The following is a 25,408-nucleotide window of genomic DNA, read 5'->3' as shown; positions in this document are numbered from 1 at the left end:
ATGGGCCAATCAGTGAAAAACACTTCAATAACTATAAACACTTTCCGTATTTTACGTAAGAAGAAGTTACAGGCTTTACATTTCATGCTTCCTGTTTCTGCAGGCGATGGCTTATTTAAGCAGGAGGCGCGGTAATATAGCTTTAAACCCCTATATTTGATTTTTAAAACACTAACTACTAACTAGAATGATTTCAGCTGTTGCCACACGCGTAGAAGTAATTAAATGGATGGAAGATTTCGTCGGTGAAAAGATGTCTGAGCTTTTGAAAAAGGTAGAAGATAGCTGGCAGCCTGCAGATCTCCTGCCTGATTCGCGTTTAGATAACTTTTTCGACGAATTAAAAGCTTTGCGTGAACGTGCGAAAGATCTTTCTTATGACCTGCTGGCTGTTTTGGTTGGTGATACGATTACAGAAGAAGCGCTTCCTACTTACGAAAGCTGGCTAATGACCATAAAAGGTCTGCCTCAGGACGAGGAAAGCCCCTGGATGAAATGGAACCGTGCCTGGACTGCCGAAGAAAACAGACATGGCGATTTGCTTAACCGTTACCTTTACCTGTCCGGCCGCATAAACATGCGCGAAATGGAAGCTTCTACACAATATCTTATTGCCGATGGTTTCGATCTGCAAACAGATATGGACCCTTACCGCAGCTTTGTTTATACCAGTTACCAGGAAACAGCAACCAATATATCGCACCGCCGTGTAGCCCAGATTGCCAAAAGAGAGGGTGATACCATGCTGGCTAAGCTTTGTGGTTTTGTTGCCTCAGACGAAGCCCGCCACGCTAAAGCATACAAATCTTTTGTAAGTAAGATTTTCGAAGCCGATCCAAATGAAATGATGCTGGCTTTTGAAGACATGATGCGTAAGAAGATTGTTATGCCGGCTCACTACATGCGCGAACTGGGAGTAGACATTGGTAAAACATTCGGACACTTTACAGATGCGGCACAACGCATCGGTGTGTATACCGCAAACGATTATACCGACATCCTGGAAGGGTTAATTGAGGAATGGAAAATAGAAGCTCTTACAGGGCTGAATGAAGCTGGTGAACGTGCCCGCGACTATGTTATGGCATTGCCAAACAGGCTAAAACGTGTGGCAGAGCGAATGCGGGTTCCTCAGTTAGAGTATAAATTCCGCTGGATTGACTAGGTTAGAACAGACACAAGTATTACTACGACACAAGACACACGACTTTTGTTAAGATAAAAGCAAAGGCTAAAGAGATAAGTAGCAAACTTATACCTTTAGCCTTTTTTGTTGCCTGTTCAGAAGTTTTGCCCGAAGAGTAGAAGCAATTTTAGCTCATAACTTCTAACTTTTTACAGTTACTCCTTTCCAAAAGGCGGTATAGCCTTTTATTTCTTTCGCTGCTTCTTTCGGGTTTGGGTAATACCAGGCGGCATCAGGGTTAACATCTCCGTTTACTTTTACATGATAATAAGACGCCTGCCCTTTCCAGGGGCAGGTGGTGTGGGTTTCGCTTAGTTCGAAGAACTCTTGCTTGATAGCGTTCGGCGGGAAATAATGATTTCCTTCGATTTGTATGGTTTGGTCGCTTTCGGCAATTACCATTTCATTCCAGACTGCTTTCATAGGTTTATGTAGATGAAGTTTTTATCTATTATACTTACTGCATATCAGGCTGATTGTTTTGTGTTTAGCTTTTTACATTGTTCTTATACTTTGGAATAATGTATAGCAGTGAACATTGCCGCAGCATGAATTGTTGTAGAAACAACAAAAGCAGCAGTAGGAAGTATAAAAATAAAGTTCAGCTATCTTTTACCGCTGATTTTTCCGTTATTGAAGTAACAGCTGTACCGGCTGATCTTTTAACCTCAAATTAGGCCTCACTATGGCATCAGGATACAGATTTTCAGAATACATACCACCGCAGGGCAACGAAGCAAATTTTGAGTCGCTGCTTAAGATATTCCTGCAGCTGGTAACCATGACCTCGGGCGATGCGGCGGAAGCACTGTCGTGGATGAGCTCATTGGATAAGCAGTATAACCTCACCTCCGACAGCTACGGCATGGGTGACTTTATAGATGATTTAAGAAAAAAAGGCTATCTGCAGGAAAACCCGGAAGATGGCTCGATGCAGATAACTGCTAAAAGTGAGCAGAGCATTAGAAAAAGCGCACTGGAGGAGATTTTCGGAAAACTGAAGAAAGGCAATGAAGGGAACCATGCCACGCCACATACAGGTATAGGCGATGAGGCAACTACCGATAGGCGAGAGTACCGCTTCGGTGATGCTTTGGAGCAAATTTCCATGACAGATTCGATCCGGAATGCACAGGTAAACCATGGGCTTTCTGACTTTATGTTGACGGAAGACGACCTGGAGGTAAATGAGAGTGAGCACAAAACCCAGACCTCTACGGTGCTGATGATCGATATTTCGCATTCTATGATCCTGTATGGAGAAGACCGCATTACACCAGCAAAAAAAGTAGCCATGGCGCTGGCCGAGCTGATTAAGCAGAAGTACCCGAAAGATACACTGGATATACTGGTTTTTGGAAACGATGCCTGGCAGATAGAAGTAAAGGACCTGCCGTACCTAGAGGTTGGGCCATATCATACCAACACAGTGGCAGGACTGGAGCTGGCTATGGACATTCTGCGCAAGCGCAAAACAGGCAACAAGCAGATATTCATGATCACCGACGGAAAGCCAACCTGTTTAAAAGAAGGCATTCATTACTATAAAAACAGCTTCGGGCTAGATAGAAAAGTAGTTAACAAAACGCTGAATCTGGCAGCTCAGTGTCGTCGCATTCATGTGCCTATTACTACTTTCATGATTGCTTCCGATCCTTACCTGCAGCAGTTTGTGGAAGAGTTTACACGTGTAAACAACGGGCAAGCTTACTACAGCAGCCTGAAAGGCTTAGGGCACCTGGTGTTCCGCGACTACCGCCGTAACAGGAAAAAAACTTTTTAAATTTGAAAATGGCTTCAACTCCTGTGAGAAGAATCTTAGTAGAAGGAGGGTTAGACAGCGCTATTATATAATCCGTTTGATACTCACCCAATGGCAGTATACCAAATTTCATTTTAATCTATAATCTTAAAATATAGTTGTCTCATATCTATTCTAATAAAGGTTAATAGCAACCACACATATTAGCTAAACAAGACAAAATAAGCATGAACTACAAAGATATACCTGCAGAGAACCTGCATAAAATAAAGACACTCGGGCAGCTGAAAGCAGCTGGTTATGAACCGCAATCCGTAAAGCAGGAGCTTCGCCAGAACCTTATTGCAAAGCTGAAGGCAAAAGAACCTGTGTTTGCAGGCATCTGGGGTTATGAAGAAACTGTTATCCCTGATTTACAACGTGCGATTTTATCGATGCACCACATCAACCTGCTGGGTTTAAGAGGGCAGGCTAAAACCAGAATCGCCCGGCAGATGGTAGAGCTGCTTGATGAGTATATACCTGTTGTGCAGGGCTCCGAGCTGAACGATGATCCAATGCAGCCGCTCTCGCGTTTTGCCATAGACCTTGTGGCTGAACATGGCGATGATACGCCTATTGCCTGGTTGCACCGCTCTGACCGCTATACAGAAAAGCTGGCCACGCCTGATGTATCGGTTGCCGACCTGATTGGGGATGCCGACCCGATAAAAGCTGCCACCATGAAACTACCTTACTCTGATGAAAGGGTAATTCATTTTGGATTGATTCCGCGCTCTCACCGCAGCATATTTGTAATAAACGAATTGCCCGATCTGCAGGCGCGTATACAGGTAGCGCTGTTTAATATCTTACAGGAAGGGGATATTCAAATAAGAGGCTTTAAAGTACGTTTGCCACTTGATATTCAGTTTGTATTTACCGCTAACCCGGAAGACTATACGAATCGGGGCTCCATTGTAACACCTCTCAAAGACCGCATCGATAGCCAGATTATCACACACTATCCGAAATCAATTGAGATAGGCAAGCGTATTACACAGCAGGAGGCAAAGCAAAAGCCAGAGCAGCAAGGTATGGTACAGGTAAATGAGCTGGTGCGGGAGCTGGTTGAACAAATAGCTTTTGAAGCCCGTGAAAGCGAATACGTAGATGCCAAAAGCGGGGTATCAGCACGTTTAACAATATCAGCTTTTGAAAACCTTTTAAGTGCTGCAGAACGTCGTGCCTTACTAAACGACGAAGCTAAAACCTATATCCGTGTTTCAGACTTTATGAATACCATTCCTGCTGTTACAGGTAAAGTAGAACTGGTATATGAGGGGGAGCAGGAGGGAGCAGGCCATGTGGCGCAGATTCTGATGGGCAAGGCTGTGCGTACTTTATTCCTGAAACATTTCCCTGATCCCGACAAGGCAAAAAAGGCCAAGCAGGTAAGTCCGTACAAAACGATTACCGACTGGTTCGGCGACGGAAATACGCTTGATGTTTTAAATGATGCTTCGGCACAGGATTACAAGAAATCATTACAAAAAGTACCTGGTCTGGAAGAGCTGGTTAAGAAGCAGTATCCTGACACTCCGGGTGATGAAAAGCTGTTCCTGATGGAGTTTGTGCTGCACGGCCTGGCAGAGCATAGCCAGATTAGTAAAAACAGGTTAAACGCGGGGCTGCAATTTAAAGACATCCTGAGCGGCATGTTCTCCATGCCCGACTTTGGTGCTGAAGAAGACGAAGACGACCAGTACTGATAAGTTAAATAGTTAAACCCATAGAGAGGTAGAAAGTTTATAAACTTTCTACCTCTTTTTATTTATGCAGATGCCTGTTCACGCCAAGCCTTCTGGTTTCAGCAGTTAAACAAATCCTATTCACCAGCCTCCTTCACCAGGTACAGCTGATAATCCGTCTTGCGTAGAATTCTATCCTTTTAGCGTAAGCAGCTTCGCTCTGGCATTGTGCAACTTTGTACCATCATCAGGCAATAAAAGAAGCCGCACAAGAATGGGCCGCCTCATTTGCCACTCTGAAAGATTTTTGTTTAACCATTTAATTTTTTAAAACCATGTTTACCAATCTTCTAAAAAAGAGCATTCTTTATGTAACAATGGCTGCCATAGCCATCACCTCTGTAAGCTGCAGCGACAGCGATAATGCAGAGGAGAATCCGGGACCGATTATCAATGCAAGTGTAAAGGCTAAGATTAATAATGCAGAAGTATCGTTTGGCGGTGCCGCTGCTTCTGTGGAGGACAGTGAATTGGTTTTTGCTACCAGTGGAGGTACTGCTACAGTCGGTTTTATAGTACCGGCTGTGTTAGGAACCTATGAGTACGTTGCCAACGATGATGAGAATGAGCAGGGATACTATATAACGTACATAAAAGACGGGAAAATCTGGATAAGCGAGTTTGAAGGCGGCCATGTAAAAGTAACTATTACAAAGCTGGATAGAGCTGCCAATAAAGTGTCAGGCACATTCTCCGGAACGGTTTTATCACTTGAAGATGACATGGCTGTTACTATTACCAACGGCACTTTCACAGACGTAGCGCTGATAAAAGACTAGCATTACCGCATTCGAATTGCTTGAAATATCTGATTAGGAGTTCGATAGCCGGATGATCTGAAATTTTAATAGTGAAAGGCCGCTGATTCTGCTTGTTTTCTGAGAAACCTGTAGTGGTTACAGACTTCAGGAGCAATAAAACTATGATTATAAAATATTTGCAAAGAGCAGGGAGGTAAAAAGCTTCCCTGTTTCTTTTTAGGCTGGGTATATAAGCTCTGGTAATGATTATAACTCAACGTTTCAGGAACCAGTCTTTAAGTCTTTTAAAGATGTCTTTTTTCAGAGGCCTTGGCTTTCCATCATGCGTAATGTCATTATGGTAATTATAAGAGAGCTTTTCTGCGTATGCTGCTAACTCAGGTTCGGTTTTAAGTTTATCTATAAATGGCAGGGCAAAGGGATTTAAAGTACCATTTATAGAAACGCAGTAATATTCACTTCGGCTGTTTAGTGCCTGGTTTTGATTAATGGGAGAATGGCCATGTTCAGCAAAATAGTCGATGTGTAGAATTTCGGGGTTTAATTTTTTTAACCTTTTTGTTCCTTTTCTTTCGTTGCGCCAGGGGTGTTCGTTTGGCTTGAGTTGTTGCAGTAAAAATTTTTTGTTCCAGAGCGTTACCTGGTGAGACATGAGAAAGTCGCTTTCATCATTTTTTAACTTTGAAACATTAAGGCCTTCAATAGTTAAACGGCCTTTCTCAGTCTTAAATATACCTGATGAATTTAGCTTTACCTGATTCCAGTTATTAGTTATAGCCAGGTTGAAAAGCTCAGTAAAGAAACCTTTGCTAACAGGTTTGTTCAGCCACATATCCTCCTGAAAGTAAAGGATGTATTCTTCCTGTACCTGGTTCAGTATGGCTGCAAGGCGGTTGCTCCATTCACCCTTGCCTGATTTTATATTGCTGAACTGCCCTACTGTGGCAGACTTTTCTTCGGTTGCAAAATAGTAGGTGCACGGAATACTATAATCCCAGTTTTGATTGAAGAAGTACTCAAAGCCTTTGTACAATAATTCATACCTATCACAGCTATGCACAAGTAAGGCTACTTTATTTTTCATCTCTAGCGCTCAATATAGGAATTATTGTTTTTTAAGCTTCTCCTCATCAGGAAAGGTATACAGTTCTGGCTTCAAGTCCAAACATAGAGACAACTAGTCGTGTAGAGCCTGCTGTAAAGATTTGGTTGTTAGGTATAAGTGTTGCCAGGTTCTCTTTAAAAAAAGCTGTTGCTTTTAGGAGAAAGTAACATTAAGCTCTTAGCTCTAGTACCAAACGCTATGGAGCATCCTGTATCTATCTGGCCTATTATTGGATTAGCACTGATCCACTACTTTGGCAGCCGTATGTCTTTTCTGAGTGGCTTACCCCGCAGTGTGTGGTTATCAGTTGCTGGTGGCGTGTCAGTGGCCTACGTTTTTCTGCACCTGTTTCCGGAGCTTGGAGAAGGGCAGGAGCATATCAGCCAACTGGGAATAGCCATGGGGTTTCTAAAGCATCATGTGTACTTGGTGGCCCTAATTGGTCTCGCGCTTTTTTATGGGCTTGAGAAGTCAGTTGTGTCTTCTAAACAACGAAACGAGGCAAAAGGAGCAGATGATACAGCAGAAGCAGGCGTATTCTGGGTGCACATAGGCAGCTTTGCATTTTATAATGGCCTGATCGGGTATATTTTATTCAGACGGGAGGAAGGGGAACTGCAGGAAATGATTTTGTTCTCTATTGCCATGGCGCTGCATTTCATAGTAAACGATTACGGCTTACAGGAACATCATAAGCAGTCTTACAGGCGCATAGGCAGGTGGATACTAGTTATAACCTTAGTGCTGGGATGGGCAACAGGCTTTTGGGTTACCTTATCTGAAGCAGGTGTTGCCGTGCTATTGGCTTTTGTTGGAGGCGGGGTGGTGCTGAACGTGCTCAAGGAGGAACTCCCGGAAGAGCGTAAGAGCCGGTACTGGGCCTTTTTGCTTGGGGCCAGCGCTTATGCGGTGCTGCTACTTTCTCTATAACCAGGTACGAGCAGCGTTTCTACTTGTACCTGGTTAAGACATTCTCAGGTTTAATTTAATCGGGATGTTGAACGGGAACATGCTGGCCTTCTGTGCGAGCCACCATCATAGCCACCGTTGAGTCGCCTGTGATATTCACCGTAGTACGGAGCATGTCTAAAATACGGTCAGGAGCCAGAATAAGGGCAATGCCTTCAATCGGTATACCGGCCTGTTGTAATACAATTACCAGCATAACCACTCCTGCCCCAGGCACTGCAGCAGCACCAATAGAAGCCAGTGTTGCCGTTAACACAATGCCGATCTGCGTTGTCAGGCTCAGGTCCATGCCATAAGCCTGTGCTATAAAAACAGCGGCCACTGCCTGGTAAAGGCTGGTGCCATCCATGTTAATTGTAGCGCCTAACGGAAGTACAAAGCTGGTGATCTCACGATTGATGCCCAGGTTGTGCTCACAGCGCTCCATCGTGACAGGCAAAGTGGCCGCACTGGAGGAAGTAGAAAAAGCCAGCATCTGTGCCGGGAAAATTCCCTTAAAGAAGTCAAGGTACCTGGTTTTACCTATCGTTACGACCAAGGCAGGGTACACTATAAAGATCATGATGGCCAGTCCGATAATTACAATAATGCAATAGTAGCCCAAGACAAGGAGTAGCTCAACTGCTGCACCGGGATCGTCTCCTGCAAATTCTACCACCAGTCCGGAAAGCAGGGCAAATACGCCGTATGGAGCCGCTTTCATAATGATATCTACTACCTTCAGAATAACCAGGTTAACGCCCTCAAAAAACGCATTAACCGGGGCTGCTTTATCTATGGGTATCATGATCAGGGCGATACCAAACAGCAGGGCAAAGAAGATTACCTGTAGCATTCTTCCATTATCGGTAAGCGAGGAGAAGATATTAGCAGGAACAATATCGACTAAAGGCTGCAAAGGACCTTGCTGTTGCACCTGCTCAGCATCAGAGGACCGCTGGCTGGTGGTAGAGGCAAACTGCTCTTTAAACTCTTCGCGCTTCTCCTGAGAAAAAGCTTTGCCTGGTTCTGTGATATTTACCAGAAGCAGGCCAATAACAACTGCCAGTACAGTGGTAAATAAGTAAATGCCAATTGTTTTGGAGCCGATCCGGGAAAGTTTGCTGACGTCGCTCAGGCTAGTGACGCCTGTAATAAGAGAAACAAGCACAAGGGGAACAGCTATCAGTTTCAGGAGGTTGATAAAAATAGTGCCAAAAGGCTTAATCCAATCAGTTGTAAAGTTTACCAGGCCCATAGAACTGGCAAACATACCCCAGGCGATACCAAGGGCCATACCTATCAGAATCTGCCAATGCAAAGCTAAATTTTTCATAAAAGATAAAGGCAGGGCTGCTAAATAAAACCTGCAAATTTATTAGAGTAAAGAAATAAGTGGCATCATAAAGTATGGTTGTGGCAGGTATGCGTACCTACGGATGCCAGGTAGTTAAGGTAAATCTATGAATAAAAATGGAGCTATCGGAGAAAAAGATCAAAAAAGGATGGCTTTAGCAGCATTTTTATAGTCATTTTCATACAAAAGGCTGCCTTTTGAGCAGCCTTTTGTATGAAATAATCAGTGTAAGCTATTAAGCTTCGTTTACTACAATCTTCTCGATTTTATCGTTTGCTCTGATCTGGTCGATCACATCCAGGCCTTCTACCACTTTGCCAAAGCAGGTATGGTTGCGGTCTAAATGGGCTGTGTTGTTTCTGCTGTGGCAGATAAAAAATTGCGAGCCACCCGTATTGCGACCTGCATGTGCCATAGAAAGTACACCACGATCGTGGTATTGGTTATCACCGGTAAGTTCGCAGTCGATTTTGTAGCCTGGGCCGCCTGTGCCTGGTACACCTTTGGCGCCTTCGCGGCTGTTAGGGCAACCTCCCTGTATCACAAAATCAGGAATTACCCTGTGAAAAGTTAAGCCATCGTAAAAGCCTTTTTGGGCAAGTGACACAAAGTTTTCTACTGTTTTAGGAGCGTCTTTCTCGTAGAACTCCACTTTCATAACACCTTTACCTGTATGAATTTCTGCTGTCTTCATTCTGAAAAATTAATTCTGATGTAAATACTTATACAAAAATAAGCATTTTATAGTTTAGGAGTTCTATAAATGCGGCTTTGTACTATTTATAACTCAGTCAGAAGGTTTTAAGAACCAGCATCCTATAAAACTACGTACTACATAGTTAGTACAAGGGAGGTATCAGAACCGGAACTTAAAACCATGACCAAGCTATGAAAAAAACAAATTTAATGTGGGGGGCTATCTTTGTGCTTGGCATCAGTACAATGAGCTGCGACCTGCGCAGAGATACTGAGGCTGAAGAAGAAACCCAGAGTGAGAACCTGCGGGGAGAAACGCGGAATCAGAACCCTGCTTTTCATGTGGATACAAAAGACGGACCTGAAACAGGGCTTACCAGGGCTGATGTAGGAGGCCGGGAAATGACTTCCGGGAAGAATATAATGGAGAATGTGACTGTTAATAAAGAGTTAACGATGTTCACGTCTGCACTTAAACAGGCAGGTTTAATTGAAACGCTTAATGGTACGGGGCCCTATACCATTTTTGCACCTACTGATCAGGCCTTTGAATCGCTTTCGAAGGATGAAATGAAAGAAACCTTTGATCCTGATAACCGGGAAAAGCTAAAAGAACTGGTAAACAACCATCTGGTTACCGGCAAACTAACAGCAGCCGACCTGCAGGATGGCGCTATGCTGAAAACAGTTGGCGGAAAGCAGTTAAAAATTTCTAAAGCAGGAAACCAGTTAACAGTAAACGGAGCCGCAGTACAGGAAGCCGATCAGGAAAGCAGCAATGGTGTGATCCATACGATAAGCCAGGTACTGGAACCTGCTCAGCAATGAGAAAACACCAGGTCAGGCTGCAAGTGTAATGCGTTTGCAGCCTATTTTTTTAAAAGCATTCTGTTACTTCCGGTTGTCATCGCCGTGTAGCATGCTCAGGTAGCTTTCGAAGCGGGTAAGGGAGATCTCATTCTTTCGCACGGCCTCTACCACAGCACAACCAGGCTCGTTAAAATGCGTGCAGTTGTTAAAACGGCACTGATTCAGTCGTTCGCGCATTTCCGGAAAAAAATGGCTGAGTTCGTTTTTCGGAATATCTACTATGCCCAATTCTTTTATACCGGGAGTATCAATAATAAATGTTTCCGGGTCTATTTCAAACATCTCAGCAAAAGTAGTGGTATGCACGCCTTTGTCGGAAAAATTAGAAATCTCAGAGGTTTTTAGCTCCAGGTCGGGCACAATCAGGTTAATGAGCGACGATTTTCCAACGCCGGAATGACCGGAGAGGAGGGTGGTCTTGTGATGCAGCAGCTTCTTCAGCTCTTCTATACCTTCGTTGTTTCTGGCTGATACAGCCCTTACATCGTACCCGATCTGTTCGTACATGTGCGTGATCTGGCGCTGGTAATTCTGCATTTCCTCATCGTAGAGGTCAGTTTTGTTATAGACAATAACAGTTGGTATATCGTATGCTTCTGCGGTAACCAGAAATCTGTCTATAAAGCCGAAGGAGGTGCGCGGAGACACCAAGGTAACTATGAGCAGCGCAAGATCTATGTTAGCCGCAACAATGTGTGCATGTGCTGTTTTGTGGGTAGACTGCCGGATAATGTAATTTTCACGGGTCTCGATTTTATTGATTACAGCTGTATCTTCCCCTGTCGTTTCTACATCAAATTCCACTTTGTCGCCAACTGCCAGCGGGTTGCTCACCTTCATACCTTTTAGCTTAAATTTGCCACGCAGGCGGGCACGATGCAGTTTGGCTGCTTCGTCACGTACCAGGTACCACGATCCGGTGGATTTTACAACTACTCCTTTCATGAGTTAGGGTTTAACAGACGCTTTATATCTTGAATGATTTTAACAGTAGCACCTGCCTGCTGTTGTACGTATTGTTTTTCGCTATTGGTTATGCTTTGGTGCAGCGCTTGTTGCCGGTGCACTTTTTCAAAGGCACTTATAAGTGCATCGGCATTTGTAACCGGGAAGGCACAGCCCAGGTTTACCAGGTCTTTTGCTTCCTGAAACTTAGTATAGTTGGTGCCAAAGAAAAGCGGAAGTCCGAAAACGGCTGCTTCTAAAGTATTATGCAGGCCTTTTCCGAATGCGCCTCCCACATATGCGTAGGTGCCATAGCTGTAGAGCGATGAAAGCATACCGATGTTATCTATGATAAGAACTGTTGCTTCAGAAGCTGCTGAGGCAGTGGCTTGCGAAAACCGCACCGTGCCTGCACCCAGCACCTGCAGTATATCATGTATGCCTGCCTCATGTATTTCGTGCGGGGCAATAATAAACTTGAGCTGTTTCCTGTATTTTTGGATAAGAGGCACTAACACTTCTATATCAGCCGGCCAGCTACTACCGATAATAAATGCTTTTTGCCTTTGCAGAAAAGCCTCAACCAATGGTATGGCTTTTACACTGGCCGCAGTTTGTAATACCCTATCGAAACGGGTATCGCCGGCGACACTTACCTGGTGTATACCATTCTGGCGAAGTAGCTCGGCAGAACTTTGGTTTTGTGTATAGATATGCTGAAAGTTGCGCAGGATGTTTCTGTAAAAGCCGCCATAACTTTTAAAGAAAACCTGGTCTGGGCGGAAAATAGCCGAAACAGATAAAGCCGGAATATGGCGCTGGTGTAGCGCCTGCAGGTAATAGTGCCAGAACTCATATTTTACAAACACAGCCAGCTTAGGGCGCACTGTTTCCAGAAACTGGCTGGCATTGGAAGCACTATCGAGCGGGAGGTAGAATATATAATCAGCTCCGGGGTAGTTCTTCCTGATTTCATAACCTGAAGGAGAGAAGAAAGTGAGAAATACCTTATAGGTAGGAAACGCTTCTCTAAAAGCCTCTATAACAGGCCTGCCTTGCTCAAACTCACCCAGTGAAGCACAATGAAACCATGCGATCGGTGCCTGGTTGTGTTGTAGCGCCTGCTCTATCCGTTCGAACTGTTGCTTACGGCCCTCCAGCATTAACCTTGCCTTTTGGTTAAACGGTGCTGCCAGTGCAATGGCAGTTGTATAAGCTCTAAGTCCGATGTTGTAAAGTAATTTAGGCAAAACTGTGCTTCATGTTTCTTTTGCAAATATAACAGCTATTCAGCCAATTGTTGTGCAAAACAGTAGTGCCGGTAAAATGAGCTGCTAAACAGACAGTAGCTTCTCCGTTAAATCATGCAGCTGGTGCAGCTTGTTTCTTATTTTAAATTGAAGTGGCAACCTGCATCTTTTGGCAGTTAGTCCTCATAAAAGTGCAGTTTATCCATTTAATTATTCTGTTAATCACTTGTGTTTCTGCTTCCACTCTCTTTTCTGCATATTTGTATTAACCAACAGATAGTCAATAATATACATGCTAAATAAAATAAAGTATGAGGCGCAGGCAACCATATTATATTTTCTGCATCTTTTGGTTAACGCTAAGTGCGGCAGGAGGAGAGAAGACGGCAAAGCTTATCTGTGATTTTAAATTCTACAAAATAAAACCATGAAAAAACTTTTTACTCTATTGCTGCTATTGGTGTGGGCTGGTAGCGCAGTGGCACAGTCTGGTAATCCGGGTAAGCTTAGCGGTACTATTGTTGATTCGCTCACAAACGAGGCTGTGCCTTATGCTAATGCCGTACTTAAGGATGGCGGAAAATTACTGACAGGTACGGCTGCCGATGGTAAGGGAACGTTTGAATTCTCGAACCTTCCTTTAGGCAGCTTCACGCTTGAGCTGACTTTCCTGGGGTATCGTACCAAGATAGTTCCTGTAAAGCTTACAGCTGCCCAGCCTGAGCTTAAGCTTGGGCCTGTAAAGCTTAACTCGGATAGCAAAATGCTGGATGCCGTGGAGGTAACAGGTATGAAAGCAATTGTAGAAGATAAGGGCGACCGATTGGTGTATAATGCTGAAAAAGACATTTCCAATGCAGGAGGTACAGCTGCCGATGTATTACGTAAAGTGCCCACACTTAATGTAGACCTCGATGGCAATGTACAGATGAGAGGCAACAGTAACATTAAGGTGTTGATCAACGGAAAACCTTCTGGCATGATGGCACGGAACCTGGCCGATGCCTTAAGGCAAATGCCTGCCAATGTTATTAAAACAGTAGAGGTTATTACCAGCCCCGGTGCAAAATACGATGCCGAAGGTTCTGCCGGAGTAATCAACATTATTACTAAAAAAGGACTGCAGGGCTTTAACGGATCTACTAACGTAACTGCCGGCAACTTTAACAGAGGACTTGGCACAAATCTAAACTATAGAAAGAAGAAATTAGGCATCTCGCTTTCGGCGAATGGCTATCAGTACCGCAATCAGTGGGAAAACAGCATTACACGCACAGCTCTGGTAGATGGTGCTCCTGTATCTGTTCTCATGCAGAATAGCAGTGCCGACAATACCGGCACAGGTGGTTATGGCGAAATGAGCATCGATTACGATCCTGATTCCACAAGCCGTATCAACTTTTCAGCCAACGTGTGGGGCGGAAACTATCCTAATAATACTACCCTGTTCAGCAGGCTACAAGATACGGAAGGCAACAGCCTGCAGTCTTACCGGAATGAAAGCCGCTTTAGAAACCCATACGGAAACGGACAGTTGGATTTAGGCTATACTAAAACTTTGAAGAAAGAAGGGCAGGAGTTCTCTCTGTTAACACAGTTTAGCAGAATGCCGGATAATTACTTTTATGAAACAGATATCTATTCTGAAGCAAACGAAATCTTAAGCAGGCAGCACAGCGATAACTATAGCCGTAACAAGGAATATACGGTGCAGACCGATTATGTGCATCCCTTCAAAATTTATGGCAAGCGCGATACAACTAACCTTAAAATGGAAATTGGTATTAAAGCAATTCGCCGCGATATAGGCAGCGAGTTCCGGGTAGAAAATGCCTTGGGCAACAATACTACCTTTGTTCCTGATCCGACGCAATCCAACGACTTTAACTATTTTCAGAAGGTGTATTCTGGCTATACGTCGTTAAGGCTGGACACCAAAAGCAAATGGAATGTAAATGCTGGTGTGCGGTTAGAGCGTACTGAAATTGAAGGCGATTTTTATACTACTAACACAGACTTATCTAACCAGTATAATAATATCATACCTAGTGTTACTGTTTCTAAAGGCGTTAAAAACCAGACGTATAAGATGAGCTATACGCAACGCATTCAGCGGCCGCTTATCTGGTACCTGAACCCTTGGGTAAATGCGACAGATACCTTAAATCTTGTAACCGGAAATCCTAAGCTGAATGCAGAACTGAGCCATGCCGTAGAGCTGGCACACAGCCTGAACACAGAAAAAGGGTTATCGGTGAACAGTTCCCTGTACTGGCGCTATACCGACAACGCGATTGAATATCTGTCTACAGTCAGTGAAAACGGTGTGTCTACCAGCAAGCCGGAGAACATAGCTAAACGTGCAGCTTACGGCTTAAACCTTAACCTGGCAGGGCAGCTGAACAAGAACTGGAACCTGAATGGTGGTGCCGACCTGCGCTTTATAGAGTTAAGTAGCCCAAGCCTGGGGCAAAGTACCGATGGCTTTATCTGGAATTTTAATTTAAATACTTCCTATAAGCTGCCAAAAAATTACTCTGTTCAGGCTAACGGAAGCATGGGCTCTGGCTGGATTAACCTGCAAGGAAAAAATTCGGGATACTACTGGCATAGTATTGCTGCCAAGAAAGAGTTCCTGGACAAAAAGGCAAGCTTAACTGTAGGACTTAATAGTCCCTTCGCGAAAGGAGTAAGGCAAACCGGAACCCGCTCAGCCCCCACTTTTGAATCAGAGTCAAGGTCATTTTATGTGAACCGCTCTGCCAGAGTTACTTTTGAATGGAGGTTCGGCCAGATGAGCGACGGCAGTAGCAAACAAAGCAAAAAGATCAGAAACGACGATACAGGAAGGTAAGCGCAGCCTGTTAATTACTATGGTGATGTGCTACTGAGAAGAATGTGGAGATCTGAAAATTAATCTCTGTAAAAACAGAAAGCGGCTGTTCCAATTGGAACAGCCGCTTTCTGTTTTTACAGAGATTAAAGCGTTTCGTGCTGGCGTTCTTCCTGAATACCATCAGAAATATAGCAAAAGATACAACTGAGCCACTATTTCTGATTTATCGTTTGGCGATTACTGCCTTACAAGCAAACCGGAATCGTCAGGTTTTTGTAATTGTGCCGAAACGGCTTTATTTCTTAGTGAGCTCTCTGAGCCAGGTAGTTAGATACGCCTTCTTTTGTAGCTTGCATACCTTCTTTACCTTCTTCCCAGTTAGCTGGGCAAACTTCGCCTTTCTCTTCGAAATACTGCAATGCATCTACAACACGCATCGCTTCATCAATGCTGCGGCCAAGCGGAAGGTCGTTTACAACCTGGTGACGTACAACACCTTCTTTGTCGATCAGGAACAGACCGCGGTAAGCCACAGGCTCTCCAACGAAAGTTACTTCACCTTCTTCGGTGTAGTCATAGTGTCCAGCTAACACGTCATAGTTCTGAGCAATAGTTTTAGCCGCATCTGCTACTAATGGATAAGTAACACCTTGTATACCACCTTGGTCCTGTGGTGTGTTTAACCATGCAAAGTGAGAGAAGTGTGTGTCGGTAGAGCAACCTACCACAGCTACACCTTTACGCTCGAAATCAGCCAGCCTGTCCTGGAATGCAAGAATTTCAGTTGGGCAAACGAATGTAAAGTCCATTGGCCAGAAGAAGAAAACAACATGCTGTTTTCCGATGTATTGTTCTAATGAGAAGTTTTCTTCGAATTCTTCGCCGTTTACAACAGCGGTAGCTTTGAAAGAAGGTGCTTTTTTACCTACTAATACTGCCATTTTATTTTATGGTTTGGGGTTAAAAAATCTAAAAAATTATTATTCTGTTCTGGTAATACTTATTTGTTTGTCAGGATCTTTTTTAGTGCCCGTGAGCTGCACCGAAATACTTTTGATTTCGAAGTTTTCCATATTTCTTTTCTGGAAAAAACTAACCAGCAGTGCCTCCAGCTCTTCGTCCTGGTAATCCATTATTTCTTTGGTGTTGCTGCAATAGATGTGGTTATGGGCAAGGTTATTGGCATCGTAGCGTTTGCCTCCTTCCTCCGACAATACACGCTTAACAAGCTCCCTTTCTGCAAAAGAATCTAATGTTTTGTAAACGGTTCCCAGCGATATACTAGGGTTTACGGGCCTCAGGCGTTGAAAAACCTCCTCTGCAGTAGGATGGTGCCCGTGCAGTTCGTGCAATGCTTCATATACGACTATTCGCTGATGAGTAGCTTTTAAGCCAGCCTCTATAATCTGCTGTTTTAAGATATCTCTGCTATAATGCTGCTCCACTTCAGTTAAGAAAAATTCTTATTTAAGAATTACTGTGCAAAGATAGACTTCGATGTCTGAACACGCAAGCAGATTTTAAAAAGAGCAAGATGGGATTATTAAACCTAGCTAATATATAGTGTTATACTATGTTACTTTTTTACTATATTTAGGCGGCCTAATAACAAACTAAACACTAACAAACCACATGCAGAAGAATATTATTAGCTGGTTCGAAATACCAGTGAAGGATATGGCACGTGCTTCAAAATTTTATACAAATGCTTTTGGCGTTAACATAATGCCGGATGGAGTGGCAGGGCCAGAGTTTGAAATGGGTATTTTCGAATATTCAGAGAACCAGATTTCGGGTGCCCTTATAAAAGGAGAGGGGTATGAGCCATGTGAAAAAGGCTTGCTGATTTACATGAATGCTGAACCAGATATTGCTGCCTGCCTGGACCGGGTAGAGGCAGCAGGCGGGAAAATAGTTATTCCAAAGTTTAAAATATCAGATGAGTATGGGTATATCGCTTACTTCTATGATACTGAAGGTAATAAGGTAGGAATGCATTCGAGCAATTAAACATAGAGTGAGGTAATGTGCCAGTATACTATTTATCAAGAGCACATTACCTTCTTTTATGCCGCCATACCTATCTTCCTGAAAAAGAAGGTTTTCTTTTTTCAATAAATGCAGCCATACCTTCTTTCTGATCTTCTGAAGCAAAGCAGAGGTAAAAATTCTTCCGCTCAAAATAAAGCCCTTCTTCCAGGCTGGCTTCAAACGAACGGTTTACGGCTTCTTTGGCAAGCTTTGCAGCCACCGGAGACATTTGGGCAATTTCGCCGGCCAGTTTGAAGGCCTCTTCTAAATAGAGTTCCACAGGCACCACTCTGTTTACCAGTCCCTGTCTTTCAGCGTCTGTAGCCGTCAGAAACTTTCCTGTTAACACCATTTCCATTGCTTTGGCTTTCCCCAAGGCTTTGGTAAGCCTTTGTGTGCCACCTGCGCCGGGCATAACGCCAATTTTAATTTCCGGCTGGCCAAACATAGCTGTTTCAGAAGCAATAATCATGTCGCAGGTCATGGCCAGCTCGCAGCCTCCTCCGAGTGCAAAACCAGATACAGCCGCAATAAGTGGCTTTTTCGTTTTCTTGATCTGATCCCAGGTGGAGAACTGATCTATGTTCAGCATATCGATGGCTGTTTTGCCTGCCATTTGCTTTATATCGGCCCCGGCTGCAAAAGCACGTTCGTTGCCTGTAACAATAATTACACGCACCTGCTCATCTTCATCCAGTTGCTTCAGGGCGTCGCGAAGTTCTCCCATTAGTTGCAGGTTCAGAGCATTTAACTCCTTTGGGCGGTTTAACTGCACAAGCGCTACATATGGCCGGGCCTGTGCTTCTACTTTTATAAATTCCATTGTGTTGTCTATGAATTTAAACTATTTATACGACTATGGGCCTACAGGCTGCTTTACCTGCTCACTACCTGAAATGTTGTGCGGGTTCTTTGCTCCAGGAGTATTTCCTTTCCCTGAATTATTTTGGCAATATCGGAGCTGTTATAATTCTTGATAGTAGTAAGGGTAAGCTCTGTGTTGTAATGTATTGTAAAAGTATCCTGTAAGGTAAGCAGCAGTTGCTGAAGGCGATCCTGATTAACATCTGTGCAGATAGAGAATGAAATAGCGGAGTTCTGCATCATGTTTATTTTAATACGTAGTTCAGAGAGGGCGTTAAAAATGGTTCCCAGGTTCTTTTCGGTGATAAAGGTGAAGTCTTTTGCACTAAAGGAGATCAGGCACTGGTGTTCTTTCCTGATGAAGGCTGGAGCTATGATTTCAAATTTACAGTCACAGATTTTAGTGCCTTCCCCTGCCGGATTCAGAAAAGACTTAACATAAAGCGGAATAAGCTTGTTAGCCAGCGGCTTGATAGTTTTAGGGTGAATAACCGTAGCGCCATAATAAGCCATTTCTATGGTTTCCTGGTAAGATATTTCAGGGTAGCGCACCGTGTTTTCGAAATGTTTGGGATCGGCATTTAATAAGCCTTCTACATCTTTCCAGATATACATTGCTTCTGCTTCGAGGCAATAGGCAAAAATGGCCGCACTAAAATCAGAACCCTCACGGCCAAGGGTGGTGGTATAGCCGTTATTGGTACCACCCAGAAAGCCCTGGGTGACAATGAGCTGTTTTTCTAAAAGGGCTGGTAAGTCCCGTTTTATCATACGCTCTGTCCAGGCCCAGTCTACTTTTGCTTCCCGCCAGCTGTTATCCGTTAGGATATACTTTTTGCTATCTACTAATTGATTTTTGAGGTTCTGCTGCTGCAGGTAATAGTGCAGTATGGTAGAGGAGAGCAGCTCTCCGTAACTTACAATCTGGTCGTATGCCTGATCGTAATCGCTGATCTGCTTTATTTCGTGCAGGCTGTTCTGTAGCTGTTCGAACAGGTGCTCCAACTGTGCATGAACCTGGTGGTCTTTACCTGAAAAAAGCTCCCTGGTAATATCGGTATGATAGAGGTGGAGGGTACGAAGGGATTGGCTATAGTCAAGCGACTGATAAGCTTCGTTGAATACGAGTTCCAAGGCATTAGTGGTTTTACCCATGGCCGAAACAACAATCAACAAACGCTTATTGCCGCCATGCTCCTGTACGATGTGAGCCAGGTTTCTAAACGCATCTGCGTCTTTTACAGAAGCCCCGCCAAACTTGAATATTTTCATTCAGCTGTCTACGTGTTACTGCCTAAAAATAGTGCTTCTTCCAACGCTCTCCAAATAAATACCTTGTATAAGGGCAGGAGAAAGTTTCTGCAGCAGGAGTAACAATTACTGATTCGGCACAAACCAGCTTTCAGTTGAAAAATGCAAGAGCACTTTGCAGCAAATGAGGGCAGGTTTAGTTGTGGCGGAACATGGTACGGGTCCAGGCTCTTTGCATTTCCCTTTTTAAAATGAGGTCGGCCAGCTGCATACAGATTTGCTCTTCTGTTGGGGCCATCATTGCCTCTTTTACCAGGCGTTCTTCAACATCAATGCGGTACAGGATGTGCATAAGGCGGTTCAGATCGTTATGGAGTAATTTTTTTACCAGGCGCGCTACCTGTACTGAAATGCTTTCTACATCATCATCTTGTGTGAAGTCCAGATCAAAATATTTGCAAAGGTGTTGAACTGCACTTGCTAAAATAGCTGGATGGTATTGCATGGCTAAAGCTGAAAGAGTATTCTGATACACGTAAGAACGAAAAAGGCCCTCTGCTGGAGGGCCTTTTTCGGATGTATTAGCAGGTTTATGCCTTATCTTCTGTTTCGTTGTTGTCTGATTCTTCCCCTGATTCAGACGTTGCTTCTTCTGAAGCTTGTTCCGTAAAGCCTACGTACTTATGAACGATTGTATACCAGGTGGCAAGCTTCTTCATATCCGACACATATACACGATCTTCATCGTACTCCGGAAGCACATCTGCCATAAAGCTTTTCAGCTCCTCATTGCTTGGCTTGTCGTTAAGAGGAAGTTCTCCGCTGTATTTTTGATGAATGCGATCGAAAACATCAGCCAACGGAACTGTTGTTTCTTCGTCGGTAGTATAAATAGAAATCTCATCCAGTAACGACATGCGGTGGCGTGCCTGAGCCACTAAACGGCTTGGGTTATCGGCTAAACTTTCCACAATTACCCCAGTACGAGTAGGTTTTACAATGCGGTATAAGCCACTCATGCCAGAAATGGCAGCAACTTGTCTTAAATCAATAGGCATAGTTAAGAATAGAACTGTATGTTATAATTTAAATAGAATTGGCAGGCTGGTTACCTGGCTATAGCCGGGAGCTTTGAACTTGATAAGCTTAGCAACTCTAAGTGCTTCCTCACCTGTGCCTCCACCCGGGTTTTTTAAAATTTTAAATCCTGAAGTAGAGCCGTCGTCGTTTAATGTAAAGCTGATAATAGCTTCTCCCTGAATACGGTTGCGCTTGGCAAGGGGAGGGTACTTGGTCTCGTTTTTAATGAATTTATACATTGCCTCTTTGCCTCCTTCGTAGTGTTCGGCAGCGGCAATTACTTTATCAGGTACCCAAACCTGCTCTTCTTGTGGCTTTTCTGTACTGGCTGTTTGCGCATTAGAGGTAATCGCCATAAAGGCAAACAGAACCAATAAAAGAGAGAATTTTGTTTTCATATTGAATTAAACATTTAAAATTTTCAACAACACTTCAAAGCTACAACCATGCCATTTTAAATGACCAGAAAGGTTATTCCTGGTTTTTTATCTGCTTATTCACTTCGTCGATAAAGTTAAGAATTTCTTCTCTACCTTGGTTCCCAACAGCCGAAGTTTTAAACATCTGCGGTAGCTCATCCCATGTTTCCAGCAGTTTACGTGTATAGGCGGCAACGGTTGAGTCTGTTTTGGAGCCTGACTGCTTGTCTGTTTTTGTAAATACAATAACAAACGGAACCCCTATATTTCCGAGAGAATTTATAAACTCTAAATCCTGTTTTAGAGGTTCGTGCCTGGAATCTACCAATACAAACACGCAGGTTAGGTTTGGGCGCTCTTTAAAATAGAAGTTAATCATTTTGCGCCAACTCTCACGCGACTCTTTGCTAACCTTTGCATACCCATACCCTGGTAAATCAACCAGAAACCATTCGTTGTTAATGAGGAAGTGGTTGATAAGCTGCGTTTTACCTGGAGAGGATGATGTTTTAGCAAGGCCTTTATGTTGTGTAAGCATGTTGATGAGTGAAGATTTACCCACATTAGACCGGCCAATAAAGGCATATTCCGGTTTATCAGGTGCAGGGCATAGATCTACACGTGTATTACTTACTAAAAATTTGGCTTCTTTAATAATCATGTTCAGCTTAATCTGGTACAGCAGATGCAGCAAAATCAGCTTTATTAGTGCTGAAAACTACATTGGCTTGAAAGAGGCTTCAAAGTTACCAATAAATTTTAACATGAGGTACGGCACTAACCTTTTAGATTGTCTTCCTTAAACGGATTAATGTGCTATTGTTGTATAATGCACCCTTTTGAATTTACTTTGCAGTGTAAATCAGCAGGATGTGCTATTTTTAACTAAAGCAGAATATAGAAAGTAAGTAACCTAAAACATTAAATACTTGGTATATTTACCTGTTCTGTTTTATAACAGGTAAGCCCGTTCTTACAATTATAAATAGTTTAAGCCCTGGCACTACTTATAGTAAGTTGGGCAGGCGGCGGCTCTTCTGTATTTTCAGGCATTAGCTCATGTATTACAACACCCTTATTAATAGTTAAATGAATCAGTTAGGTAAACCGGCTTTCCGGTTTTCGGTTTTTCTCGTGTTCCTGCTATTGTGTACTACAGTAGCATCTGCTCAAAGTAACAGAAAGTTAATGCGTAGCGGGAATAAGTTTTTCGACAATAGTAACTTCAGGGCAGCTGTTCCTTTTTATGAGCAGATAATTGCCAACAGTCCTAACAATGCCTTGGCGTATTATTATGCAGGCATCAGCTATATGTCTTTCGACAAAGAACGGGCCGCCGACTATGTTTACCGTGCCCAGGAATTAGATGCAAATGTAAACCGTGACCTGCTTTACTGGATTGCCCGGATCGAACACATCAACTATAGTTTTGATGAGGCCATAGCCAACTTCGAAGCGTATAAAAAAACAATCAGCAAACGTGATAAGGCGCGTATACAAGAGATTGACATGCGGATACAGCATGCCCGTAACGCAAAAAAGCAAGTAGAAAATCCGAAAGATGTGTTTGTGAGAAATTTGGGCGGTACAATCAATACTGCATACTCAGAGCATAGTCCGGTAATTTCGACAGACGACAATTACCTGCTTTTTACCTCCAGAAGCGCTTCTGTAACAGGAGGTACTGAAGCAGAGGATGGGGAGTATTACGAAGATATTTTTGAATCGAGAAGAGTGCAGGGCGGAGATTGGGATGAACCACACTCATTAGCTGGCCGCCTTAGCAGCACCGGCCACGATGCTTCTATTCAGCTGTATGATAAAGATACGAAGATGCTCCTTTACCGGCAGGAGAACAACGGCGATATTCTATTTTCTGAACGTGGTGCAACAGGGCAGTGGGGGCTGCCACAAAGTGTAGGAAGCAATATCAATACCCGCGATTTTGAATCTGATGCCTATATTACAAAAGACGGGAAACGTTTATTCTATTCTACAAACCACTACTCTAAAAATCGCGACCTGGATATTTATGTGTCGGAGCGCCAGCCTGATGGCGAATGGGGGAAGCCGGTTAGCCTGGGAAACGTTATTAACACGCCTTACGACGACGACAGTCCTTACCTGGCTGATGATGGAGTTACCCTTTACTTTAGCTCCAGGGGACACAATACGATGGGCGGTTATGATATTTTTGTAGCCGTTTATGATACAGTGGCGCATCAGTGGGGGCAGCCTCAGAACATGGGGGCGCCTATTAACACACCCGACGACGATACATATTACCGCCTAAGCCCCGACGGGAGTTATGCCTACCTCTCCTCATATCGCATAGGAGGCTGGGGAGAAAAAGATATTTATACTATAAACTACCTTCGCCCGATCCGGATTGTGGGGCAGGTGTTTACCATGCAGGACAGCATTCCCATTCCGGATGTGAAACTGGTTTTCAGTTCTACTACAGCCGATCAGCGACCTATTTCTTACCTGGATATAACCAGAGCCGGCAAGGGTAACTATGAAGTAAATGTATTGTCTGGCAGAAAATTCCAGGTGCAGCTTTCCAAAGATGATAAAGACATACTGTATGACGAGCTGGAGGTGCCCGTAGCGTTATCTGAATCGAATACCATTGTGCAGAACTTCTATATACCAACAACGGGTGGTGCTATTGCAAAGGCCGAACCTAAAGCTAAAAAAGCAGATGGTTTTGTGATTTGTGGTACAGCCTTACAGCAAATGGAAGGTGCACGCAGAAAAACTCCGGTTCAGAACACGCTGGTGGTGCTGGAAGATGATAAAGGGCAGAAGCTGGGAGAAACCCATACCGATGCTAATGGTGATTTCTCTTTTGATGTGAAAATACTGGAGAACTACTCTATCCTGATTAAAAAGCAGCGCTTCTTTGCCTCCCGCCAGAGCTTTGAGCCGGACGCTAAGCGGGAGGTGCTGGAAGAAGGAGGTAGAAGATATTGCTTGGTGAGGCCTTTGCTGATTGAAGAAATTGTGATTGGCAAAAGCATTATCATAGATAACATCTACTATGATTTTGATAAAGATAACATCAGGCCCGATGCAGCAAGAGAGCTTAATAAGCTGGTGCAGGTGCTGAAAGATAATCCGGAGATTGAGATTGAGTTAAGCTCCCATACAGATGCAAGAGGTGTGGACATATATAACCTGGATCTGTCGCAGCGCAGAGCAGAGTCGGCTGTGAAATATATTATTTCGCAGGGGATAGATGCCAGCCGTATTACAGCTAAAGGATACGGCGAAACAAGGCATAAAGTGCCTGATGCCAAATCGGAGCGGGAGCACCAGATGAACCGCCGCACCGAGTTTACAGTAGTAAAAATCAGGGAAATTTAACAGACAAGGCTGCTCTCGCAGAGAGGGAGCTAAAGCTGCTAAAAAAGCAGGCTGAGGTAAAATCGGCCTGCTTTTTTTATAATTTGGAACATAAGTCAAGGATAATAGTTATAGGTAGCGTAATTTTGCCGGACATCACTATTTAAATTCAGCCCATGGCGGTAGTACCTTATAAAGACCAGAATGATGGAAAGAAGTCGCAGGTGGCTTCTATGTTTAATAACATTGCAGGGAAGTACGATTTTCTGAACCACTTTCTGAGCGCTGGTATCGACATTATCTGGCGACGCAAAGCGGTAAGTCTGCTGGCACCTGAAAAACCGAAGCTGGTACTGGATATAGCTACCGGTACGGCAGACTTTGCCATTGAAACACTAAAATTAAAACCCGAAAAAATAGTTGGCGTAGACATCTCGGAAGGTATGCTGGCAGTTGGCCGGGAGAAGCTTAAAAAGAAAGGCCTGTCTCATAAAATTGAGCTCAGATACGGTGATTCTGAAAAGCTGCCCTTCGAAGATAATACCTTCGATGCCATTACTGTAGCCTTTGGTGTTAGAAACTTTGAGAACCTTAGCAAAGGACTTGCTGAGATGAACCGGGTGCTAAAACCAGGAGGAACAGCTGTTGTGCTGGAGTTTTCCAAACCCAAAGCCTTCCCAATGAAACAGCTCTATCATTTTTATTTCAAAAATATACTACCAGTAGTAGGTAGAATCGTTTCTAAAGACAATGCTGCTTATACGTACCTGCCGGAGTCGGTACAGGCTTTCCCGGATGGGAAGGATTTCATCAGCATTTTTGAAAACGTTGGATTTAAATCGACTAAATGGCACTCACTCACTTTCGGAATAAGCTCAATTTATACAGGGAAAAAATAATCCTTGTTTT

24 protein-coding genes are annotated in these 25,408 nt (G+C 43.7%); 10 read left to right on the top strand and 14 right to left on the bottom strand.

Features of this window, described 5'->3' with window-relative positions; translation table 11 throughout:
• Positions 1-187: 187 nt before the first annotated feature.
• Complete coding sequence (locus C1N53_RS13665; RefSeq protein WP_137759839.1) at positions 188-1,165, top strand: acyl-ACP desaturase; 978 nt, start codon at positions 188-190, stop codon at positions 1,163-1,165.
• Positions 1,166-1,327: 162 nt separating this feature from the next.
• On the opposite strand, the gene C1N53_RS13660 is transcribed toward C1N53_RS13665, so the two are convergent.
• Positions 1,328-1,609 carry a DUF427 domain-containing protein gene (locus C1N53_RS13660; RefSeq protein WP_137759838.1) on the bottom strand — a complete coding sequence of 94 codons (282 nt, stop codon included), beginning with the start codon at positions 1,607-1,609 and terminating at the stop codon, positions 1,328-1,330.
• 262 nt (positions 1,610-1,871) lie between these two features.
• Between C1N53_RS13660 and C1N53_RS13655 the strand changes: the two genes are divergently transcribed.
• The 3 genes from C1N53_RS13655 to C1N53_RS13645 all read left to right on the top strand — a co-directional run bounded on the left by C1N53_RS13655 (position 1,872) and on the right by C1N53_RS13645 (position 5,517).
• Complete coding sequence (locus C1N53_RS13655) at positions 1,872-2,969, top strand: VWA domain-containing protein (protein ID WP_137759837.1); 1,098 nt, start codon at positions 1,872-1,874, stop codon at positions 2,967-2,969.
• 206 nt (positions 2,970-3,175) lie between these two features.
• Positions 3,176-4,699: a magnesium chelatase gene (locus tag C1N53_RS13650; RefSeq protein WP_137759836.1), complete on the top strand. Its 1,524-nt coding sequence runs from the start codon at positions 3,176-3,178 to the stop codon at positions 4,697-4,699.
• Positions 4,700-5,013: 314 nt separating this feature from the next.
• On the top strand, positions 5,014-5,517 hold the full coding sequence (locus C1N53_RS13645) for a DUF6252 family protein (RefSeq protein WP_137759835.1): 504 nt from the start codon (positions 5,014-5,016) through the stop codon (positions 5,515-5,517).
• A gap of 235 nt (positions 5,518-5,752) precedes the next feature.
• Here C1N53_RS13645 and C1N53_RS13640 read toward each other — a convergent pair whose 3' ends face one another.
• Complete coding sequence (locus C1N53_RS13640) at positions 5,753-6,583, bottom strand: hypothetical protein (RefSeq protein WP_137759834.1); 831 nt, start codon at positions 6,581-6,583, stop codon at positions 5,753-5,755.
• A gap of 219 nt (positions 6,584-6,802) precedes the next feature.
• Here C1N53_RS13640 and C1N53_RS13635 point away from each other — a divergent pair, with 219 nt between their 5' ends.
• Complete coding sequence (locus C1N53_RS13635; RefSeq protein ID WP_137759833.1) at positions 6,803-7,534, top strand: hypothetical protein; 732 nt, start codon at positions 6,803-6,805, stop codon at positions 7,532-7,534.
• A gap of 55 nt (positions 7,535-7,589) precedes the next feature.
• Here the strand turns inward: C1N53_RS13635 and C1N53_RS13630 are convergent, their stop codons facing one another.
• Together C1N53_RS13630 and C1N53_RS13625 are read right to left on the bottom strand one after the other, a co-directional pair.
• On the bottom strand, positions 7,590-8,888 hold the full coding sequence (locus C1N53_RS13630) for a dicarboxylate/amino acid:cation symporter (RefSeq protein WP_137759832.1): 1,299 nt from the start codon (positions 8,886-8,888) through the stop codon (positions 7,590-7,592).
• Between the two features lie 256 nt (positions 8,889-9,144).
• Complete coding sequence (locus tag C1N53_RS13625) at positions 9,145-9,603, bottom strand: peptidylprolyl isomerase (protein WP_137759831.1); 459 nt, start codon at positions 9,601-9,603, stop codon at positions 9,145-9,147.
• Between the two features lie 194 nt (positions 9,604-9,797).
• Between C1N53_RS13625 and C1N53_RS13620 the strand changes: the two genes are divergently transcribed.
• Positions 9,798-10,433: a fasciclin domain-containing protein gene (locus tag C1N53_RS13620; protein WP_137759830.1), complete on the top strand. Its 636-nt coding sequence runs from the start codon at positions 9,798-9,800 to the stop codon at positions 10,431-10,433.
• A gap of 63 nt (positions 10,434-10,496) precedes the next feature.
• Here C1N53_RS13620 and rsgA read toward each other — a convergent pair whose 3' ends face one another.
• On the bottom strand, positions 10,497-11,420 hold the full coding sequence (gene rsgA / locus C1N53_RS13615) for a ribosome small subunit-dependent GTPase A (protein ID WP_137759829.1): 924 nt from the start codon (positions 11,418-11,420) through the stop codon (positions 10,497-10,499).
• A complete protein-coding gene (locus tag C1N53_RS13610; RefSeq protein ID WP_240773221.1) occupies positions 11,417-12,670 on the bottom strand; it encodes a 3-deoxy-D-manno-octulosonic acid transferase in 1,254 nt (417 codons plus the stop codon). Before C1N53_RS13610 ends, rsgA begins: the two co-directional genes overlap by 4 nt.
• Before the next feature lie 427 nt (positions 12,671-13,097).
• Here C1N53_RS13610 and C1N53_RS13605 point away from each other — a divergent pair, with 427 nt between their 5' ends.
• On the top strand, positions 13,098-15,524 hold the full coding sequence (locus C1N53_RS13605) for a TonB-dependent receptor domain-containing protein (protein ID WP_137759828.1): 2,427 nt from the start codon (positions 13,098-13,100) through the stop codon (positions 15,522-15,524).
• A 284-nt stretch (positions 15,525-15,808) separates the two neighbouring features.
• Here the strand turns inward: C1N53_RS13605 and C1N53_RS13600 are convergent, their stop codons facing one another.
• Both C1N53_RS13600 and C1N53_RS13595 read right to left on the bottom strand, forming a co-directional pair.
• Positions 15,809-16,447 carry a peroxiredoxin gene (locus tag C1N53_RS13600; protein WP_137759827.1) on the bottom strand — a complete coding sequence of 213 codons (639 nt, stop codon included), beginning with the start codon at positions 16,445-16,447 and terminating at the stop codon, positions 15,809-15,811.
• A 39-nt stretch (positions 16,448-16,486) separates the two neighbouring features.
• Positions 16,487-16,951, bottom strand: a complete 465-nt coding sequence (locus C1N53_RS13595) for a Fur family transcriptional regulator (protein ID WP_137759826.1) — start codon at positions 16,949-16,951, stop codon at positions 16,487-16,489.
• A gap of 187 nt (positions 16,952-17,138) precedes the next feature.
• Between C1N53_RS13595 and C1N53_RS13590 the strand changes: the two genes are divergently transcribed.
• Positions 17,139-17,516, top strand: a complete 378-nt coding sequence (locus C1N53_RS13590; protein WP_137759825.1) for a VOC family protein — start codon at positions 17,139-17,141, stop codon at positions 17,514-17,516.
• Positions 17,517-17,586: 70 nt separating this feature from the next.
• Here the strand turns inward: C1N53_RS13590 and C1N53_RS13585 are convergent, their stop codons facing one another.
• From C1N53_RS13585 to yihA, 6 genes are all read right to left on the bottom strand, one after another.
• The gene (locus C1N53_RS13585) at positions 17,587-18,360 is read right to left on the bottom strand and encodes an enoyl-CoA hydratase-related protein (RefSeq protein ID WP_137759824.1); all 774 of its coding nucleotides are present in this window, start codon (positions 18,358-18,360) and stop codon (positions 17,587-17,589) included.
• 53 nt (positions 18,361-18,413) lie between these two features.
• Positions 18,414-19,673, bottom strand: coding sequence for an aspartate kinase (locus C1N53_RS13580; protein ID WP_137759823.1), 1,260 nt, complete (start codon positions 19,671-19,673; stop codon positions 18,414-18,416).
• Between the two features lie 175 nt (positions 19,674-19,848).
• Positions 19,849-20,157, bottom strand: a complete 309-nt coding sequence (locus C1N53_RS13575) for a hypothetical protein (protein ID WP_137759822.1) — start codon at positions 20,155-20,157, stop codon at positions 19,849-19,851.
• A gap of 85 nt (positions 20,158-20,242) precedes the next feature.
• The gene (locus tag C1N53_RS13570; protein ID WP_137759821.1) at positions 20,243-20,710 is read right to left on the bottom strand and encodes a DUF5606 domain-containing protein; all 468 of its coding nucleotides are present in this window, start codon (positions 20,708-20,710) and stop codon (positions 20,243-20,245) included.
• A 21-nt stretch (positions 20,711-20,731) separates the two neighbouring features.
• Positions 20,732-21,130, bottom strand: coding sequence for an energy transducer TonB (locus C1N53_RS13565; protein WP_137759820.1), 399 nt, complete (start codon positions 21,128-21,130; stop codon positions 20,732-20,734).
• A 73-nt stretch (positions 21,131-21,203) separates the two neighbouring features.
• Positions 21,204-21,812: a ribosome biogenesis GTP-binding protein YihA/YsxC gene (yihA, locus tag C1N53_RS13560; RefSeq protein ID WP_137759819.1), complete on the bottom strand. Its 609-nt coding sequence runs from the start codon at positions 21,810-21,812 to the stop codon at positions 21,204-21,206.
• A gap of 428 nt (positions 21,813-22,240) precedes the next feature.
• Here yihA and C1N53_RS13555 point away from each other — a divergent pair, with 428 nt between their 5' ends.
• Together C1N53_RS13555 and ubiE are read left to right on the top strand one after the other, a co-directional pair.
• Positions 22,241-24,520: an OmpA family protein gene (locus tag C1N53_RS13555; protein WP_137759818.1), complete on the top strand. Its 2,280-nt coding sequence runs from the start codon at positions 22,241-22,243 to the stop codon at positions 24,518-24,520.
• Positions 24,521-24,675: 155 nt separating this feature from the next.
• Complete coding sequence (gene ubiE / locus C1N53_RS13550) at positions 24,676-25,398, top strand: bifunctional demethylmenaquinone methyltransferase/2-methoxy-6-polyprenyl-1,4-benzoquinol methylase UbiE (RefSeq protein ID WP_137759817.1); 723 nt, start codon at positions 24,676-24,678, stop codon at positions 25,396-25,398.
• The last annotated feature ends 10 nt before the right edge of the window (positions 25,399-25,408 follow it).

Origin of the sequence: Pontibacter sp. SGAir0037 (genome assembly GCF_005491705.1) — a bacterium.
In the GTDB taxonomy this organism is placed as follows: Bacteria; Bacteroidota; Bacteroidia; order Cytophagales; family Hymenobacteraceae; genus Pontibacter.
Note: the sequence above shows the minus strand (reverse complement) of the source record. Positions and strands in the feature narration are given on the sequence as shown.

Bases quoted from the DNA above. Each gene is read 5' to 3' on its own strand.
- C1N53_RS13665 (WP_137759839.1), top strand. From the start codon at position 188: ATGATTTCAGCTGTTGCCACACGCGTAGAAGTAATTAAATGGATGGAA.
- C1N53_RS13660 (WP_137759838.1), bottom strand. From the start codon at position 1,609: ATGAAAGCAGTCTGGAATGAAATGGTAATTGCCGAAAGCGACCAAACC.
- C1N53_RS13655 (WP_137759837.1), top strand. From the start codon at position 1,872: ATGGCATCAGGATACAGATTTTCAGAATACATACCACCGCAGGGCAAC.
- C1N53_RS13650 (WP_137759836.1), top strand. From the start codon at position 3,176: ATGAACTACAAAGATATACCTGCAGAGAACCTGCATAAAATAAAGACA.
- C1N53_RS13645 (WP_137759835.1), top strand. From the start codon at position 5,014: ATGTTTACCAATCTTCTAAAAAAGAGCATTCTTTATGTAACAATGGCT.
- C1N53_RS13640 (WP_137759834.1), bottom strand. From the start codon at position 6,583: ATGAAAAATAAAGTAGCCTTACTTGTGCATAGCTGTGATAGGTATGAA.
- C1N53_RS13635 (WP_137759833.1), top strand. From the start codon at position 6,803: ATGGAGCATCCTGTATCTATCTGGCCTATTATTGGATTAGCACTGATC.
- C1N53_RS13630 (WP_137759832.1), bottom strand. From the start codon at position 8,888: ATGAAAAATTTAGCTTTGCATTGGCAGATTCTGATAGGTATGGCCCTT.
- C1N53_RS13625 (WP_137759831.1), bottom strand. From the start codon at position 9,603: ATGAAGACAGCAGAAATTCATACAGGTAAAGGTGTTATGAAAGTGGAG.
- C1N53_RS13620 (WP_137759830.1), top strand. From the start codon at position 9,798: ATGAAAAAAACAAATTTAATGTGGGGGGCTATCTTTGTGCTTGGCATC.
- rsgA (WP_137759829.1), bottom strand. From the start codon at position 11,420: ATGAAAGGAGTAGTTGTAAAATCCACCGGATCGTGGTACCTGGTACGT.
- C1N53_RS13605 (WP_137759828.1), top strand. From the start codon at position 13,098: ATGAAAAAACTTTTTACTCTATTGCTGCTATTGGTGTGGGCTGGTAGC.
- C1N53_RS13600 (WP_137759827.1), bottom strand. From the start codon at position 16,447: ATGGCAGTATTAGTAGGTAAAAAAGCACCTTCTTTCAAAGCTACCGCT.
- C1N53_RS13590 (WP_137759825.1), top strand. From the start codon at position 17,139: ATGCAGAAGAATATTATTAGCTGGTTCGAAATACCAGTGAAGGATATG.
- C1N53_RS13585 (WP_137759824.1), bottom strand. From the start codon at position 18,360: ATGGAATTTATAAAAGTAGAAGCACAGGCCCGGCCATATGTAGCGCTT.
- C1N53_RS13580 (WP_137759823.1), bottom strand. From the start codon at position 19,673: ATGAAAATATTCAAGTTTGGCGGGGCTTCTGTAAAAGACGCAGATGCG.
- C1N53_RS13575 (WP_137759822.1), bottom strand. From the start codon at position 20,157: ATGCAATACCATCCAGCTATTTTAGCAAGTGCAGTTCAACACCTTTGC.
- C1N53_RS13570 (WP_137759821.1), bottom strand. From the start codon at position 20,710: ATGCCTATTGATTTAAGACAAGTTGCTGCCATTTCTGGCATGAGTGGC.
- C1N53_RS13565 (WP_137759820.1), bottom strand. From the start codon at position 21,130: ATGAAAACAAAATTCTCTCTTTTATTGGTTCTGTTTGCCTTTATGGCG.
- yihA (WP_137759819.1), bottom strand. From the start codon at position 21,812: ATGATTATTAAAGAAGCCAAATTTTTAGTAAGTAATACACGTGTAGAT.
- C1N53_RS13555 (WP_137759818.1), top strand. From the start codon at position 22,241: ATGAATCAGTTAGGTAAACCGGCTTTCCGGTTTTCGGTTTTTCTCGTG.
- ubiE (WP_137759817.1), top strand. From the start codon at position 24,676: ATGGCGGTAGTACCTTATAAAGACCAGAATGATGGAAAGAAGTCGCAG.